Annotated in this window: 13 protein-coding genes and 2 tRNA genes; 5 read left to right on the top strand and 10 right to left on the bottom strand. The window is 71.0% G+C overall.

The genetic code is table 11. The features are described 5' to 3' along the window. Nucleotides 1-21 precede the first annotated feature (21 nt). The 5 genes from MNOD_RS33620 to MNOD_RS33600 all read right to left on the bottom strand — a co-directional run bounded on the left by MNOD_RS33620 (nt 22) and on the right by MNOD_RS33600 (nt 5,193). On the bottom strand, nt 22-1,200 hold the full coding sequence (locus MNOD_RS33620) for a malate--CoA ligase subunit beta (RefSeq protein WP_015933419.1): 1,179 nt from the start codon (nt 1,198-1,200) through the stop codon (nt 22-24). 128 nt (nt 1,201-1,328) lie between these two features. Beyond that, complete coding sequence (gene fchA / locus MNOD_RS33615; protein ID WP_015933418.1) at nt 1,329-1,952, bottom strand: methenyltetrahydrofolate cyclohydrolase; 624 nt, start codon at nt 1,950-1,952, stop codon at nt 1,329-1,331. Then, on the bottom strand, nt 1,952-2,815 hold the full coding sequence (locus tag MNOD_RS33610) for an NADP-dependent methylenetetrahydromethanopterin/methylenetetrahydrofolate dehydrogenase (protein ID WP_043749909.1): 864 nt from the start codon (nt 2,813-2,815) through the stop codon (nt 1,952-1,954). Before MNOD_RS33610 ends, fchA begins: the two co-directional genes overlap by 1 nt. Nucleotides 2,816-2,924: 109 nt before the next feature. After that, nucleotides 2,925-3,863 (bottom strand): D-2-hydroxyacid dehydrogenase, encoded by a 939-nt coding sequence (locus MNOD_RS33605; RefSeq protein ID WP_015933416.1) that lies wholly within the window; start codon nt 3,861-3,863, stop codon nt 2,925-2,927. A 76-nt stretch (nt 3,864-3,939) separates the two neighbouring features. After that, nucleotides 3,940-5,193, bottom strand: a complete 1,254-nt coding sequence (locus MNOD_RS33600; RefSeq protein ID WP_015933415.1) for an aminotransferase class V-fold PLP-dependent enzyme — start codon at nt 5,191-5,193, stop codon at nt 3,940-3,942. Nucleotides 5,194-5,675: 482 nt separating this feature from the next. On the opposite strand from MNOD_RS33600, the gene MNOD_RS33595 reads away from it, so the two are divergent. After that, complete coding sequence (locus tag MNOD_RS33595; protein ID WP_015933414.1) at nt 5,676-5,966, top strand: hypothetical protein; 291 nt, start codon at nt 5,676-5,678, stop codon at nt 5,964-5,966. A gap of 277 nt (nt 5,967-6,243) precedes the next feature. Here the strand turns inward: MNOD_RS33595 and MNOD_RS33590 are convergent. From MNOD_RS33590 to MNOD_RS33580, 3 genes are all read right to left on the bottom strand, one after another. Next, a tRNA-Ala gene (locus MNOD_RS33590) sits at nt 6,244-6,319 on the bottom strand. A gap of 97 nt (nt 6,320-6,416) precedes the next feature. After that, nucleotides 6,417-6,492, bottom strand: a tRNA-Ala gene (locus tag MNOD_RS33585). Nucleotides 6,493-6,675: 183 nt separating this feature from the next. Then, nucleotides 6,676-7,059: a TIGR02300 family protein gene (locus tag MNOD_RS33580; RefSeq protein WP_015933413.1), complete on the bottom strand. Its 384-nt coding sequence runs from the start codon at nt 7,057-7,059 to the stop codon at nt 6,676-6,678. A 168-nt stretch (nt 7,060-7,227) separates the two neighbouring features. Between MNOD_RS33580 and aroA the strand changes: the two genes are divergently transcribed. Both aroA and cmk read left to right on the top strand, forming a co-directional pair. Next, on the top strand, nt 7,228-8,577 hold the full coding sequence (gene aroA, locus MNOD_RS33575; protein ID WP_043749908.1) for a 3-phosphoshikimate 1-carboxyvinyltransferase: 1,350 nt from the start codon (nt 7,228-7,230) through the stop codon (nt 8,575-8,577). Nucleotides 8,578-8,620: 43 nt separating this feature from the next. After that, nucleotides 8,621-9,253 carry a (d)CMP kinase gene (gene cmk / locus MNOD_RS33570; RefSeq protein ID WP_043752832.1) on the top strand — a complete coding sequence of 211 codons (633 nt, stop codon included), beginning with the start codon at nt 8,621-8,623 and terminating at the stop codon, nt 9,251-9,253. A 3-nt stretch (nt 9,254-9,256) separates the two neighbouring features. Here cmk and hrpB read toward each other — a convergent pair whose 3' ends face one another. Beyond that, nucleotides 9,257-11,728 carry an ATP-dependent helicase HrpB gene (gene hrpB, locus MNOD_RS33565; RefSeq protein WP_043752829.1) on the bottom strand — a complete coding sequence of 824 codons (2,472 nt, stop codon included), beginning with the start codon at nt 11,726-11,728 and terminating at the stop codon, nt 9,257-9,259. A gap of 226 nt (nt 11,729-11,954) precedes the next feature. Next, the gene (locus MNOD_RS33560) at nt 11,955-12,869 is read right to left on the bottom strand and encodes a helix-turn-helix domain-containing protein (protein ID WP_015933409.1); all 915 of its coding nucleotides are present in this window, start codon (nt 12,867-12,869) and stop codon (nt 11,955-11,957) included. 279 nt (nt 12,870-13,148) lie between these two features. Between MNOD_RS33560 and MNOD_RS33555 the strand changes: the two genes are divergently transcribed. Then, nucleotides 13,149-14,234: an aromatic ring-hydroxylating dioxygenase subunit alpha gene (locus tag MNOD_RS33555; RefSeq protein ID WP_015933408.1), complete on the top strand. Its 1,086-nt coding sequence runs from the start codon at nt 13,149-13,151 to the stop codon at nt 14,232-14,234. 7 nt (nt 14,235-14,241) lie between these two features. Further along, nucleotides 14,242-15,216 (top strand): PDR/VanB family oxidoreductase, encoded by a 975-nt coding sequence (locus MNOD_RS33550; RefSeq protein WP_015933407.1) that lies wholly within the window; start codon nt 14,242-14,244, stop codon nt 15,214-15,216. The last annotated feature ends 48 nt before the right edge of the window (nt 15,217-15,264 follow it).

Genomic DNA, 15,264 nt, shown 5'->3' with positions numbered 1-15,264 from the left:
ACGTGTCTCCGAAACTCGGGGTCAGGCCGCCGCGCGGGCGCCCTTGACGGCCTGCACGGCCTTCTCGGCGGCTTCCGTCAGGGTGTCGGCGGTGATGAGGTTGAGCCCGCTCTTCTCCAGGATCGCCTTGCCGGCCTCGACGTTGGTGCCGGCGAGCCGCACCACGAGCGGCACGGTGATCTGCACCTCCTGGGCGGCCTGGATGACGCCTTGCGCGATCCAGTCGCAGCGGTTGATGCCGGCGAAGATGTTGACGAGGATCGCCTTCACGTTCGGGTCCGAGAGGACGAGCCGGAAGGCGGTGGCGACGCGCTGGGGCGAGGCGCCGCCGCCGACATCGAGGAAGTTCGCCGGCTCGCCGCCCGCGTGCTTGATCATGTCCATCGTCGCCATGGCGAGGCCGGCGCCGTTGACGATGCAGCCGATCTCGCCCTCGAGGCCAATGTAGTTGAGGTTGTGCTCGGAGGCCTGGGCCTCGCGCGGATCGCTCTGCGAGGGGTCGTACATGTCGGCGATGTTGCGGCGCCGGAACAGCGCGTTGTCGTCGAACGACATCTTGGCGTCGAGGGCCAGAATCCGGTCGTCCTTGGTGACGACGAGCGGGTTGATCTCCAGCATGGTGGCGTCGCAGTCGCGGAAGGCGCGATAGGCGCTCATGATGGTCTTCACCGCGCCGCCGACCTGCTTGATGTTGAGGCCGAGCTGGAAGGCGAGTTCCCGCGCCTCGAATTGCTGCAGGCCCACCGCCGGCTCGACCACGACCTGGAGCAGCGCCTCCGGATCGGTGGCGGCGATCTCCTCAATGTCCATGCCGCCGCGCTGCGAGGCGATGACGCGCACGCGCTCGGCCTTCCGGTCGAGGACGAAGCCGAGATAGAGCTCGCGCTCGAACGGGTCGGCGGTCTCGATGTAGACGCGCTGGACCGGCTTGCCCTCGGGGCCGGTCTGGTGGGTGACGAGCCGCTTGCCGAGCAGGTCCTTGGCCGCGTCGCGCACCTCGTTGTAGGTCTTGCAGAGGCGGATGCCGCCGGCCTTGCCGCGGGCGCCCGCATGGATCTGGGCCTTCACGGCCCAGTGCCAGCCGCCGAGTTCGGTGGCGGCGTAGACCGCCTGGTCGGGGCTGAAGGCGACGGCACCCTTCGGGATCGGCACGCCGAAGCTCGCCAGCAATTCCTTGGCTTGGTACTCGTGGACGTCCATGGTTGCCTCCTCGGGTCGGTGTTCGGGCATGATTTCCCGTTCCGGGAGCGCGGCCCGCTCCCGGTCGGTGGTGTCCCGCCTTGCCGTTCGGGAAACCGCTCCCGGTCGGCCCGGGAGCGGCCCCTCAGCTAAAGCTTCGTCTTGACGACGTCGTATGTCTTCTCGGTCAGGGCTTCGGCCCCGGAGAGAAGAGCTTCGAGTTCGCTCAGGCGCGACCCCGCGAAATCGCGGTCGGCGATGGCCTTGGCGTTGACGTAGACGTTCAGGGCGGCGCTGCGCAGGCCCGCATAGGCCGACAGGACCGCGACGCCCGCGTCGCTGATCACGTTGAGGTTGCCCTTGTCGGCGGTCACCGCCGCGAGGTCGATGACCGCGCGGCAGGCGCGGCAGCAGGCGAGGGGAACGTCCGTCGCCTGGCGGAGCGCGACCTGGATCGCCTCCGTGCGCGCGGTCTTCTCCTCCTCGGTCGCCTTGGGCAGGCCGTAGGCGCCCATCACGGCATCGAAGGCGGCGACGTCCTCGGCGATCATGCCGGTGAGGGTGGCGCGCAGGGCTTCCGCCCTCTGGCGGATCCCTTTGAGCTCCTCCTCGACCTCGGCGTATTTCTTCTTGCCGATGGTGAGGTTGCAGACCATGGAGACGAGGGCCGCCCCCATGGCGCCGGAGATCGCCGCCGCCCCGCCGCCGCCGGGCGTCGGCTGCTCGCTCGCGAGCCCGTCCAGGAAGCGGGCGATCGTCTCGTTCTCGGCCATCACGCCATCTCTTTCGCCAGGGCGTAGATCTCTTCCGCGTCGAGGAGCGCCTCGGTGCTCTCGAACAGCTTGCCCACGCAGGCGCGGTGCAGCTTGAGCTTCAGGCCGCCGATGCCGAGGGCGCCGAAGACCTTCTTGCCGTGCCGCTCCTTGCCCTTGTCCATGGCGTCGATGCTGCCGAAGCCGAGCGGGGGCTGGGCGTTGTAGTCGGCGAGGAACGCGATGCTCGCCTCGTCCCGCCAAGCCGCCTCGGGGAGGAGTTCGAGGCCGATGGCGCCGGCCGAGAAGACGACGTTCGCGCCCTTCACGGCCGCCGCGCGGGCGGCGGCGTCCGGGGTCTCGAGCGCCTGGATGGCAACGCCGAAGCGGCTCTCGATGGCGCGCGCCGATTCCTCGGTCTTGGCCTTGGAGCGGCCGGTCAGCACCACCTCGGCGCCCTCGCGGGCGAGCAGAGCCGCCGAGCGCATGCCGACCGGGCCGGTGCCGGCGAGCACCACGGCGCGGCTTCCTTTCAGCGATCCCGCCGCCTTGGCGACGAGGGCGACGCCCGCCGCCGCAGTGGTGTTGGAGCCGTTCGAGTCCAGCATCGAGGAGACGCGGAAGGGGCCGAAGAAGCGCTTCTTCACCGCCTCGAACACCGCCTCGCCGGCCGCCATGCTGCCGCCGCCGACGAAGATCGCGGTCGACTTCTTCTCCGAACCGCCGCGGGTATAGATCGTCCCGTCGACGAGCGCGCCCACGTTCTCGGGGGTCACGTTGCCGTAGCCCGTGATGTTGTCGGCGCCGCCGTCGTAGCCGACGACCGTGTCGAACACGCTCGGCATCGGATCGGTGTCGAACTGGAACAGAAGCTTCTTCATCATCCACCCTCTGGCCGCGGCTGCGGCTTCGCGTTTCCTCCGAGACGTCGCCGGGCCGCCCATGTGCCCGGCCCGCCCCGGCCCCTTGGTCTTCTAGCGCGGCGCGCTCGGCCTATTCGACCACGTTCTGCGGCTTGCCGGCCACGAAGGCCTCGATGTTGTCGACGAGTTGGTCGGAGAGGATCTGCATCGCCTCCTTGCTCGCCCAGGCCACATGGGGCGTGACGATCAGGTTCGGCAGGTCGAGGTCGAGCAGGATGTTGCCGTTCACCGGCGGCTCGGTGGTGAGCACGTCGAAGCCCGCGCCCGCGATGGTGCCGTTCTGGAGCGCCTCGGCCAGCGCCGCCTCGTCCACCAGCCCGCCGCGGGCGGTGTTGATGAGGATCGCGTCGCGCTTCATCTTGGCGAGTTCGGCCCGCCCGATCATGTTGCGGGTCTCAGGGGTGAGCGGCGCGTGCAGCGTGATGACGTCGCTCTCGCGCAGGATCGTCTCGAAATCGACGAGCCCCTCCTGCGGGAAGACGTCGTAGGCGATCACCGTCATGCCGAGCGCCTCGGCCCGCTTGGCGATCGACTTGCCGAGCGCCCCGTAGCCGACGATGCCGAGCGTCGAGCCGGCGATGTCGCGGATCGGGTAGTCGAAGTAGCAGAACTGCCGCGACTTGTTCCAATCGCCCCGCCGGGTCGAGTTGGCGTAGGGCACGATCGCTCGCCGCAACGCGAAGATCAGCGCGATGACGTGCTCCGGCACGGTGTTGAAGGCGTAGTTGCGGATGTTGACGACCGTAATGCCCTGCTGTTTGGCCACGGCCTTGTCGACGATGTCGGTGCCGGTCGCCGCCACTGCGATCAGCTTCAGCTTGGGCAGCTGGCGCAGGGAGTCGGCCCGCAGCGGCACCTTGTTGACGATCGCGATCTCGGCGTCCCTCAGGCGCTCGACGATCTGGTCCGGCGCGGTGACGTCATATTCCTTGTACGTGTGCGGAAAGCTGAATTCGCGCACGTGAGCGTCGAGCGTCTCGCGGTCGAGGAAGACGATCGTGTGAGGCATCGTTCTGATCTCCGGGCTGGCCTTGCGCGGGGAAGCGGGGCCGCGGGCCTGGAATACCAGACCCGCGGCTTTCTCCTCACACCCGGACGACGCCGTCGGAGTGGTTGCGGTCGAATTTGCCGGCCTCGCTCGGGCGCTTGTCCTTGGCGAGGATGGTCTCGCGGAAGTGCTGCTGCGCCGCCGCGACGCCGCTGCCCGGCTCGATCTTGATGCCGGCATCCAGCATCGACATCTCGGCGCCCGCGAGCGCGCCCAGCAGCATCAGGTCGTTGAGGTCGCCGAGATGGCCGATGCGGAACAGCTTGCCGGCGACCTTGGACAGGCCCGCCCCGAGGGCGAGGTTGTAGCGGCGGAAGGCGATGTCGATCACGTCGGCGCCGTTGATGCCCTCCGGCACCATGATGGCGCTCACCGTGTCGGAGTACCACTTGGGCTCCTTGGCGCAGAGGGTCAGGCCCCAGGCCTTCACGGCGGCGCGGCAGCCGTCGGCGAGGACGCGGTGGCGCTCGAAGACCCGCTCCAGCCCCTCCTCGAACAGGCAGGCCATCGACTCGCGCAGGCCGTAGAGCAGCGGCAGGGCCGGCGTGTAGGGGAAGTAGCCGGTGGCGTTCGCCTTCGACATGTCGCCGAAGTCGAAATAGACGCGGCGGCACTCGGCAGTCTTGTAGGCGGCGAGCGCCTTGGGGCTGACGCAGACGATGCCGAGGCCGGCCGGCAGCATCAGGCCCTTCTGCGAGCCGGTGATGGCACAGTCGACGCCCCATTCCGAGGCACGGAAGTCGATGCTGCCGATCGAGGACACGCCGTCGACATAGAGCATCGCCGGGTGGTTCGCCGCGTCGATCGCCCGGCGCACGGCCCCGATGTCGCTGGTGACGCCGGTGGCGGTCTCATTGTGGACGATGAGGACGGCCTTGATGCGGTGATCGCGGTCGGCGCGCAGGGCCTCCTCGATCCGGTCCGGATTGGCACCCGTGCCCCATTCCTCGTCCTGGATCACCACGTCGAGGCCGACGCGCTGGGCGAGGTCGATCCACAGGGTGCTGAACTGGCCGAAGCGCGAGGCGAGCACGCGGTCGCCCGGCGAGAGGGTGTTGGTGAGGGCCGCCTCCCAGGCGCCGGTGCCGCTCGACGGGAAGATGAAGACCTGCCCGTCCTTCGACTTGAAGACCTTCTTCATGTTCTCGAACAGGGGCAGCGTCAGGTCCGGGAACGACGACGAGCGATGGTCCTCCATCGGCACGATCATCGCGCGCTGCACGCGCTCCGGCACGTTGGTCGGACCCGGCACGAAGAGGAAGTTGCGACCCGGCCGTCTCGATCCTGCCATGTTGTCCTCCAATTTCCTTCACCGTCGTCAGCGTCGAGACCCGGGACGGGCTCGCCGGGGAAAAGCCTCACGCGCGCGCCGCGCGCCGCCCCGGACGGGCATCATGTCGGTGCTGGAGCGCCCTGCGGGCCGAGGATCGGAACCCGATTGCCATGGAGCGCCTTCCCGTCCGGTTCGTTCTGCTTCACGGTGGGCAGGCTCGCGGCGCATTCGGCCGAGGGACCGCCTTCCGTGTCGCGGCGGACTATGGGTCGGGCCGGATCAGAAGGAAAACTGAAAAATCTTTCCATGTCGTTCAAAATATTCGAATTTGTACTTTCGACCGGAGTCTGCGGCCGCCTCGTGGCTCCCTCCGGCCCGGGTCCGGCCGCGCGCCGCAGCGTCCGGCCAGCATCTCTCAGATGAGAGCCAGCACAGGTGGAGAACCAAATCGCGCCCTCTGCGTTGATGTGCGCAGGCATGCTTCAGGCGGAGGACGGGACATGCTGATGAAATCTCTGATGATCGCCGGGGTTCTGGTTGCCGGGGCGGGGGCTGCCCGGGCGGAGGATGCGAGTCTGGCCGCTTCCGGCCTTCAGCCGATGGAGGTGGTGGGCTTCTCCGACAGCGTGCCGCAGGGCATGCCGCTGTTCGTGGCCCTTCCCCGGATGGCGCCGGGGGCGGAGGTCGATCTGCGCGACGTCGGGACGAGTGGCCTCGTCGCCTTCGGCCGGACGGTGCCCGCCGCACTCGACCCGAATGCGGAGATCGCGACCGGCACGGTCACCAAGTAGGATGGGCGCACGATCCGAGAAAAATCCTCCCCCGCGGGGGAGGATTTTTTCGTGCCGAGACCACGTACTGCCGATCGGCACGGCCCCGGTCGGATGATACGGTCTCCGGACGATTCCTTCCTCAGACCGTATCAGTTCGCCACCGGCCTTTGCCGACCCTGAGGGATGAAATCGGCTGAACGAGCCCTTCCTTCCATGGCAGCCAACCCCGGCCCTCATGCTGAGGTGCGGCGGCTTCCACGCAGGTCAGGTTCTATTTAGACGGTGAAGCGGGTGCTGGTGGAGCCAGGCGGAATCGAACCGCCGACCTCTTGAATGCCATTCAAGCGCTCTCCCAACTGAGCTATGGCCCCGCACCGGACCGCGACGCTTGGGGTCGCCGCGGCTATCACGCACTCAAAAAGGCCGCCTGCGGCGGCCTCGTCAATCCGGGTTCGACCGGAGGAAATCTGGTGGAGCCAGGCGGAATCGAACCGCCGACCTCTTGAATGCCATTCAAGCGCTCTCCCAACTGAGCTATGGCCCCACTGAAGATCCGCGGCGGCTGGGTCGTCCGCGGTGCCGCCGGACGCCCCGGAGTGGGGCGGTCGCGTTCGGTGGCGGCTGTATATGAGGGCGCCGCGGCGGAGACAAGCCCCCGCGGCGGCCTTGTGCGAAGTTTTCGTGACCGGGCCGGATTCGCGTGGTCCGGCGGACGGTTAGCCGAGCCTCAGGATTCCTCGTCGGTCTCGATGTCGCCGTCGATGAGGTCGGAGACGTCGTCGCCGCCCTCCTCGTCCTCCTCCAGGAAGGTGTCGTCTTCGCCGCCGGCATCGCCCACATCGGCATCGTCCTCGACGGTCGCGTCGGCGCCCTCCTCGCCGGCCTCGACCTCGTCGAGGGAGATCATCTCGGGCCCGCCGGTCTCGTCGTCGGCCTCCTCGTCCGCCGCGCGGCTCGCGATGGCGGGCGCCGGCACGCGGGTCGAGGTGAGGGCCGCGATCTGATAGACCGTGCCGCATTTCGGGCAGGTGGCGGGGTCTCTGTTGAGGTCGTAGAACTTGGCGCCGCAGCTCATGCACTGGCGCTTCAAGCCGAGTTCCGGTCTGGCCACGGTTCGAAAGCCCTTGAGATATCGTCGGGAAAGGGCCCGTTAGTCGGGGGCGTTCCCGGTGTCAAATCGCCGATGGCCGCGCTTAGCCTCGCAGACGGATGACGCGGCACCGCCCACATGGTAACGACCCGCCGCTCCCGCCAGCCCCCTTCGACCAGGCAGCCCGACGTGTCCCACGATTCCGCCCCATCCCCCATCGCCGCCCGGGCCGGGACGCCCCTGCGGGGCCGCCTGCGCCCGCCGGGCGACAAGTCCATCTCGCACCGGGCGATGATCCTGGGCCTGCTCAGCATCGGCGAGACCCGCATCGAGGGGCTGCTCGAAGGCGACGACGTGCTGCGCACCGCCGCCGCCGCCAGGGCGCTCGGCGCTGGCATCGACCGGGACGGGCCGGGACGCTGGCGGGTGCGCGGGGTCGGCATCGGGGGCCTGAGCGATCCCGAGGGCGTGCTCGATTTCGGCAATGCGGGCACCGGCTCGCGGCTGATGATGGGCGTGGTCGGCGGCCAGCCCGTGACCGCGACATTCGACGGCGACGCGTCCTTGCGCAAGCGGCCGATGCGCCGGATCCTCGACCCCCTGGTGCAGATGGGCGCGACGGTGGTGGCCCAGCAGGAGGGCGGGCGCGTGCCGCTCACCCTGCGCGGCCCCGACGAGGCGATCCCGATCACCTACGAGACGCCGGTCGCCTCCGCACAGGTGAAGTCGGCGGTGCTGCTCGCGGGCCTCAACGCGCCCGGCACCACCACGGTGATCGAGGCGGCCGCCACCCGCGACCACACCGAGCGCATGCTGCGCCTGTTCGGCGCCGAGGTCGCGGTCAGCGCACACGGGCCGGAGGGCCACGGCCGCGCCATCGCGCTCACCGGCCAGCCGACCTTGCGCGCCGCCGAGGTGATGGTGCCGGCCGATCCGTCCTCGGCCGCCTTCCCGCTCGTCGCGGCGCTGCTGGTGCCGGGCTCGGACGTGGTGATCGAGGGCGTGATGATGAACCCGCTCCGCATCGGCCTCATCACCACGCTCCTGGAGATGGGCGCCGACATCACGCGGCTCAACGAGCGCGAGGAGGGCGGCGAGACGGTTGCGGACCTGCGCGTGCGGGCATGCCGCCTCACGGGCGTTACGGTGCCGCCCGAGCGGGCGCCCGCGATGATCGACGAATACCCGGTGCTCGCCGTGGCCGCCGCCTTCGCGCAGGGCACCACGCGGATGCAGGGCCTGCACGAATTGCGGGTGAAGGAATCGGACCGCCTCGCGGCGGTGGCGGCGGGGCTCAAGGCCAACGGCGTCGCGCATGTCGTGGAGGGCGACGACCTGATCGTCCATGGCGACGGCGGGGCGGCGGCCGGGGGCGGCACGGTGGCGACGCATCTCGACCACCGCATCGCCATGGCGTTCCTGGTAATGGGGCTGGCGAGCCGGGACCCGGTCACCGTCGACGACGGGGCGATGATCGCCACCAGCTATCCGAGCTTTCTCGCCGATCTGCGGGCACTCGGCGCCGCCTTCTCGGATTAAGAACAGTCAGGACGGGGTGAGCGTGACGCGCGTGGACGTCGAGATGGTGATCGCGATCGATGGCCCGGCCGCCTCGGGCAAGGGGACCCTGGCCCGGCGGCTCGCCCTGCATTACGGCCTGCCGCATCTCGACACGGGGCTCCTGTACCGGGCGGTGGCTCTGGCGCTCATCGACGCGGACCGGGACCTCGCGGACGCTGCCGCCGCGGAGGATGCCGCGCGCTCCCTGCGGGCGGAGTCCCTGGGCGACACGCGGCTGCGCGAGCGCGCCATGGGGGAGGCGGCCTCGGTCGTCTCGGCGATCCCGGCGGTGCGTGCGGCCCTCCTCGACTGGCAGCGCCGCTTCGCCGCCGCGCCCGGCGGCGCGGTGCTGGACGGGCGCGACATCGGCACGGTGGTCTGCCCCGACGCGCCCGTGAAGCTGTTCATCACGGCCTCGCCGGAGGAACGCGCCCAGCGGCGCTACCGGGAGCTCGGCGGGCGCGGCGAGCCGGTGACCTTCGAGGCGGTGCTCGCCGACATCGTCCGCCGCGACGCCCGCGATGCTGACAGGGCCGCGGCGCCTCTGCGCATCGCCGACGATGCCGTGGTGATCGACACCACCGATCTCGACGCGGACGGCGCCTTCCGGGCGGCGACGGCGGTGGTGGATACGCGCCGGCGGGTGGGGAATTGATCGTCACGTCCCCCGCGGCTTCGCCCGCCGGGTCGGCGGGGCGGTGAGCGGGTCCTCCGGCCAGGGGTGCTTCGGGTACTGGCCGCGCATGTCGGCGCGCACCGCCGCCCAGGAGCCGCGCCAGAAGCCCGGCAGGTCGCGGGTGATCTGGATCGGGCGCTGGGCCGGCGAGAGCAGGTGCAGCACGAGGGGCACCCGCCCGCCGCCGATGCTCGGGTGGATCGGGAGCCCGAAGAGTTCCTGCACCCGCACCGCCAGCACCGGCTCCTCGGACCCGTAATCGACCGGGATGCGCGAGCCGGTCGGCACCTCGATATGGGTCGGGGCCTCCGCTTCCAGGCGCGCGCGGAGGTTCCAGGGCAGCAGCGCCTGGAGCGCCTCGCTGAGGCGGTCCGGGCCGATCTCGTCGAGGCGGGTGAGGCCGACGAGATGGGGGGCGAGCCACTCCTCGATCGTGGCGCCGAGGGCCTCGTCCGACAGGTCGGGCCAGGGCTCCCCCTCGGCCCGGCGCAGGAAACGCACCCGCTCGCGCCACTGCGCCGCCGCCTTCGACCAGGGCAGGGCGGCAAGCCCGAGATCGGCGATCCCGCGGGCCAAAAGCCGCGCGCTGTCCTCGTCGGCCGGGACCGGCAGCACGCGCTCGCCGAGCGTCAGCGCGCCGAGCCGGCGCTGGGCCCTCGCTCTCAGGGCGCGGGCGCCCGCATCGAAGGCGACGCTGGTGCGGGCCTCGATCCGGTCGGGAAACAGCGCCTCGATGGCCTCGAGCGTGATCGGCGCCGCCGCGAGGATGCGGGACGCCGACGCCTTGCCGACGATCTCCGCCACGGCGAGGAAGGGCTCGCGGGCGAGCGCGAGGCCGGGCTCCAGGGCGGCCCCGCGGCCATTGGCCAGCACGAACTCGCCCGGCCGCCCCCGTGCGCGGGCGATCCGGTCCGGATAGGCCAGCGCCAGGAGCGCGCCGGGGGCCGGGGTCTCATCCTCGCCCGCCGCGGGCTCGGCGGCGCGCGCCCAGCCGGCGGCGAGGCGGCGCATGTCCTCCGCGCGGCCGGAGCGGTCGCGGCGGAAGCGCTCGACCCGCTCGGTGAGATCGACCGCCTCGCCCCCGAGCCCGCGCTCGACCAGCACCGCCGCGAGATCGGCCGCGTCGCGGCAGGCCGCCCGGCCGCTTGCTCCCGCCGCCACCACCATGCGGGCGAGGCGCGGCGGCAGGGGGAGCGCCCGCAGGCGCCGCCCCTCCGGCGTCAGGCGGCCGTCCGCATCGAGGGCGCCGAGGCCGGACAGGAGCGCCTTCGCCTCGGCGAGCGCCGGGGCGGGGGGCGGATCGAGGAAGGGCAGGGTGGCGGGATCGGTCACGCCCCAGGCCGCGCCGTCGAGCACCAGGCCCGCGAGGTCGGCCGAGAGGATCTCGGGCTTGGCGAAGGGTTCGAGCGCCCCCGTCGCCGCCTCGGCCCAGAGCCGGTAGCAGATCCCGGGCTGCGTGCGCCCGGCGCGGCCCCGCCGCTGGTCGACGGAGGCACGCGAGGCCCGGACCGTGACGAGGCGGGTGAGGCCGAGATCCGGCTCGTAGACCGGCACCCGGGCGAGCCCCGAATCCACCACCACCCGGACGCCCTCGATGGTGAGCGAGGTCTCGGCGATGGAGGTGGCGAGCACCACCTTGCGGCGGCCAGGCTTGCTCGGGCGCACGGCCCGGTCCTGCTCCGCCCGGTCGAGGGCGCCGTAGAGGGGCGCGAGATCGACGTCCGGATAGGCGCCGAGGCGCTCTTCCAGCAGGGTCGCGACGCGGCGGATCTCGCCCTGGCCCGGCAGGAAGGCCAGCACCGAGCCGGGCTCGGCGCGCAACGCCCGCTCGATCGCCTCGGCCATCGCCTCCTCAATGCGCCGGCTGGGGTCGCGGTCGAGATAGCGGGTCTCGACCGGATAGGCGCGGCCCTCCGAGGCGATGACCGGCGCATCCCCCATCAGCCGCGCCACCCGCGCCCCGTCGAGGGTCGCCGACATCGCGAGAAGCCGCAGATCCTCCCGCAGCCCCGCTTGCGCGTCGAGCGCGAGCGCGAGCCCGAGATCGGCGTCGAGGGAGCGCTCGTGGAACTCGTCGAACAGCACCGCGGCGACGTCCGACAATTCCGGATCGTCGAGGATCATGCGGGCGAAGACGCCCTCGGTGATGATCTCGATCCGCGTGCGGGCCGAGAGCTTCGAGCCGAGCCGGACCCTGAGGCCGACGGTCTCGCCGACCCGCTCGGAGAGCGTCTCGGCCATGCGCTCGGCTGCCGCGCGCGCGGCCAGCCGCCGCGGCTCCAGCACGATGATGCGCCGGTCCCCGCGCCAGGGCGCGTCGAGGAGGGCGAGGGGCACGCGGGTGGTCTTGCCGGCGCCGGGCGGGGCGACCAGCACGGCGTTCGGGCGGGTGGCGAGGGCGGCCTGGAGATCGCCCAGGACGGCGTCGATCGGCAGGGCAGGGGCGGCGGACATGCAGGCCCGCATGGCCGGGCCCGGCCCGCGATGCAAGCCCGCGCCGGGCTCGGCCGCGGGTTGCCGGCGCCGCCGCCCCATCCGGCGCGCTGATCGGGCAGGCGCGGATGTCCCACCGCCAGATGCGCCGTCACCGCATGATACCAACGGCCCGGCCTGCTGACGCCGCATCCCGGCGGAGATCGTCTCCGCCGTCCGGCGGCCCGTGCCTCGCGCGGGTTGCCGTTCAGGCCTGCGGCGCAGGCTCCGCATGCCCGCGCTTCCGGTAGGCGGCCGGACTCATTCCCGCGCGGCTAGAGAAGAAGCGCGAGAAATACGCAGGATCGTTGAATCCCAGATCGAAGGCGATCTTCGCAACCGACAGGGTGGTGTAGATCAGGCTGCGCTTGGCCTCGAGCATCAGGCGGTCGTGGATGATCACCTGGGGCGCCCGGCCGACGGCCTCGGTGCAGGCGGCGTGCAGGCGGTCGGTGCTGACGCCGAGCTCGGCCGCGAAGCGCGCCACAGGCCAGTTCTCGCGCAGATGCGCCTCGACCAGCCGGCGGAACCGGCGGTGGAGGTCGGCCCGCGCCACGGCCGCGGGTTCGACGATGGCCCGGGCCGCCCGCGTGCGCAGAACCCCCACCAGGACGAGCTTGGCGAGCGCCGCGACGACGCTGATGGACCCAGGCAGATGGCCGAACACCTCGTGCGCGAGGGCGTCCAGGATGAGCCTGAGGTCGAGGTCGATCTCGTCCGGCGCGCCGAGCCGGCCGCTGAACATCGCGTCCGCGGCTTCGCGCAGCCGCGCCGCCTCGTGGTCGTGCTCGATGACCGACCCCAGGAAGTCGTCGGCAACGGACAGGACGATGCCGTCCGTCCCCGGCCGGAACGAGAAGGCATGCACCACGCTCGCCGGCACCCAGATCAGCCAGGGAGCGACGATGACGTCCTGCCGTCCGTCGATCCGCGAGATGCCGCCGCCCTCGGTCACCACGAGGGCCTGGGACAGGTTGACATGTCGGTGAACGCCGATCTCCCACCCGTGCAGGGAGGCGCTCGACCCGATCCGCTCCGCGTGGACGAAGCCCGGGATCGTGGTCTCGGCGACCTCACCGTAGAGGCCGAAGACCGGGATCGTCCGCGGTTCGGCTGCGCGCATCGCCATCTCCCCCGGACCTGGGACCGGCGGGAGCCGTGCCAGATCCGTCCAAGTGTTTCCGGTCCCCGTCCATGGCACCGGGATTTCTCCCAGTTTAAGAATTAAACCAGTTCGATCGAGCCGCCTGAAGACGGCCGTGAAGAGCACCGGGAGGAAACCGTACGGCCCTGCACAGCGGCCGAGACGCTTTCTTGCACAGATTGTCCGTGTCGAAACCCCGCCGCCGCTGCGTCAGGGCGCGGCCGCGCGCACCAATGAAACACGATCAGGAGGAAACCGATGGCCGGAGCGAAACCCTATCCGCTGAACGCTTGGTACGCCGTGGCCTGGGACCATGAGATCAAGCGCGAGCTGACCGCGCGGACGATCTGCGACACCGGCATCGTGCTCTACCGCCGGACGGACGGACAAGTCGCCGCCCTGGAGGATGCGTGCTGGCACCGGCTGCTGCCGCTCTCCCTCGGCCACCTCCACGGCGACGAGGTGGTCTGCGGCTATCATGGGCTCATCTTCAACCCGGCCGGCCGCTGCACCTTCATGCCGGCGCAGGAGACGATCAACCCCTCCGCCTGCGTGCGGGCCTTCCCCGTGGTGGAGCGCTACCGCCTCATCTGGGTCTGGATGGGCGATCCGGCGCTCGCGGACCCGGACACTGTGCCGGATTTCCACTGGAACAGCGACGCGCCCTGGGTCGGCGAGGGCGGCACCTTCTACAGCCTGCAATGCGATTACCGGCTGGTGATCGACAACCTGATGGACCTCACCCACGAGACCTACGTCCATGCGGGCAGCATCGGGGACGAGGCGATCACCCGCAATCCGTTCGAGGTGACCCACACCGACCGCAAGGTCACCGTCGAGCGCTGGATGGAGAACATCGAGCCGCCGCCGTTCTGGGCGCGCCTCCTCGGCCGGCCCGGCCATGTCGACCGCTGGCAGATCATCCATTTCGAGGCGCCCTGCGTGGTCGCGGGCGATGTCGGCGTGGCGCTGACCGGAACCGGCGCCCGGCAGGGCGACCGCTCGCAGGGGGTGAACGGCTTCTTCCTCGCCGCGATCACGCCGGAGACCGGGACAAGCTGCCATTACTTCTGGAACTTCGTGCGTAACTTCCGCACCGACGACGCCGAGCTGACGCGATCGCTCAACCTCGCCCACGTCAATCAGGGCCGCGGCGTCTACGACCAGGACCACGACGTGCTGGAGGCGCAGCAACGGGCGATCAGCAAGAATCCGCGCCAGCCGTTCTACAACCTGAACATCGATGCCGGCGCCCTGTGGGCCCACCGCCTGATCGACGGGATGTGCGCAGCCGAGGGCAGGACGCAAGCGGGCACCTCGTCCGACCTTGCGGCGGCGGAGTGACCCGGCCATGCACAGCATCACCGAGTGGCGGCCGGCCCGGCTGCGAGGCATCCGGGACCTGACGCCCGACATCCGCCTGTTCGAGATCGAACCTGCCGGCGGCTTCATCCCGCCGGCTCCCGGCAGCCACATCAGCGTCGCGGTGACGATCGGCGGCCGGCCCGACGCGCGGTCCTACTCCGTCATCGGCCCCTGCCCGGAGGGCCTCTACCGCATCGCCGTGAAGCGGCTGCCCGACAGCCGCGGCGGCTCGGTCTCCATGCACGGTCTCGCGCCCGGCGCCCGGCTGACGATCGCCGGGCCGCGCAACCACTTTCCCCTCGCGCACGGCCGGCCGGACTACCTGCTCGTCGCCGGCGGCATCGGGATCACGCCGATCATCGGCATGGCGCTCGCCCTCGCCGAGGCGGGCGCCCCGTTCCGCCTGCTCTATGCCGTGCGGCAACGCCAGGATCTCGCCTTCGCGGAGGAACTGCGCGAGCGGCTCGGCGACCGGCTCGAACTCTTCGTCGACGAGGAGGGCGGCCGGATCGACCTGGCGGCGGCGCTCGCGCGCCTCAGGCCGGGCGGCGAACTCTATGTCTGCGGGCCGATCGGTCTTCTCGAGGCGTCCAAGCGCGCGTGGCAGGAGAGCGGCCGGCCGGTGGAGGGGCTGCGCTTCGAGACCTTCGGCAACAGCGGCCGCTACGCGACGGAGCCGTTCACGGTCCGGATCCCCCGGCTCGGCCGGGAGATCATGGTCGCCCGCAACCAGACGATGCTGGAGGCCCTCGAAGCCGCCGGCGTCGGGATGATCTTCGACTGCCGGCGCGGCGAGTGCGGCCTGTGCACCGTGCGGATCCTCGCCGCCGAGGGTCCCGTCGACCACCGCGACGTCTTCTTCAGCGACGCCCAGAAGGCGGCGAACACGCATCTGTGCACCTGCGTGTCGCGGACGGCCGGCGGCTGCCTCACCATCGATACCGCGGACCGGACCGCCTGACGGCGACCCGCGGCGGCACGAGATCGCCGGAGCCGGACCAAAAGACAC

Origin of the sequence: Methylobacterium nodulans ORS 2060 (assembly GCF_000022085.1) — a bacterium.
GTDB classification, from domain to species: domain Bacteria; phylum Pseudomonadota; class Alphaproteobacteria; order Rhizobiales; family Beijerinckiaceae; genus Methylobacterium; species Methylobacterium nodulans.
This window is presented reverse-complemented; position numbering and strand designations above follow the sequence as displayed.

What these genes read in the sequence shown, in the direction of transcription:
- MNOD_RS33620 (WP_015933419.1), bottom strand. Translation starts at nt 1,200, where the DNA reads ATGGACGTCCACGAGTACCAAGCCAAGGAATTGCTGGCGAGCTTCGGC.
- fchA (WP_015933418.1), bottom strand. Translation starts at nt 1,952, where the DNA reads ATGGCCGAGAACGAGACGATCGCCCGCTTCCTGGACGGGCTCGCGAGC.
- MNOD_RS33610 (WP_043749909.1), bottom strand. Translation starts at nt 2,815, where the DNA reads ATGATGAAGAAGCTTCTGTTCCAGTTCGACACCGATCCGATGCCGAGC.
- MNOD_RS33605 (WP_015933416.1), bottom strand. Translation starts at nt 3,863, where the DNA reads ATGCCTCACACGATCGTCTTCCTCGACCGCGAGACGCTCGACGCTCAC.
- MNOD_RS33600 (WP_015933415.1), bottom strand. Translation starts at nt 5,193, where the DNA reads ATGGCAGGATCGAGACGGCCGGGTCGCAACTTCCTCTTCGTGCCGGGT.
- MNOD_RS33595 (WP_015933414.1), top strand. Translation starts at nt 5,676, where the DNA reads ATGCTGATGAAATCTCTGATGATCGCCGGGGTTCTGGTTGCCGGGGCG.
- cmk (WP_043752832.1), top strand. Translation starts at nt 8,621, where the DNA reads ATGGTGATCGCGATCGATGGCCCGGCCGCCTCGGGCAAGGGGACCCTG.
- hrpB (WP_043752829.1), bottom strand. Translation starts at nt 11,728, where the DNA reads ATGTCCGCCGCCCCTGCCCTGCCGATCGACGCCGTCCTGGGCGATCTC.
- MNOD_RS33560 (WP_015933409.1), bottom strand. Translation starts at nt 12,869, where the DNA reads ATGCGCGCAGCCGAACCGCGGACGATCCCGGTCTTCGGCCTCTACGGT.
- MNOD_RS33555 (WP_015933408.1), top strand. Translation starts at nt 13,149, where the DNA reads ATGGCCGGAGCGAAACCCTATCCGCTGAACGCTTGGTACGCCGTGGCC.
- MNOD_RS33550 (WP_015933407.1), top strand. Translation starts at nt 14,242, where the DNA reads ATGCACAGCATCACCGAGTGGCGGCCGGCCCGGCTGCGAGGCATCCGG.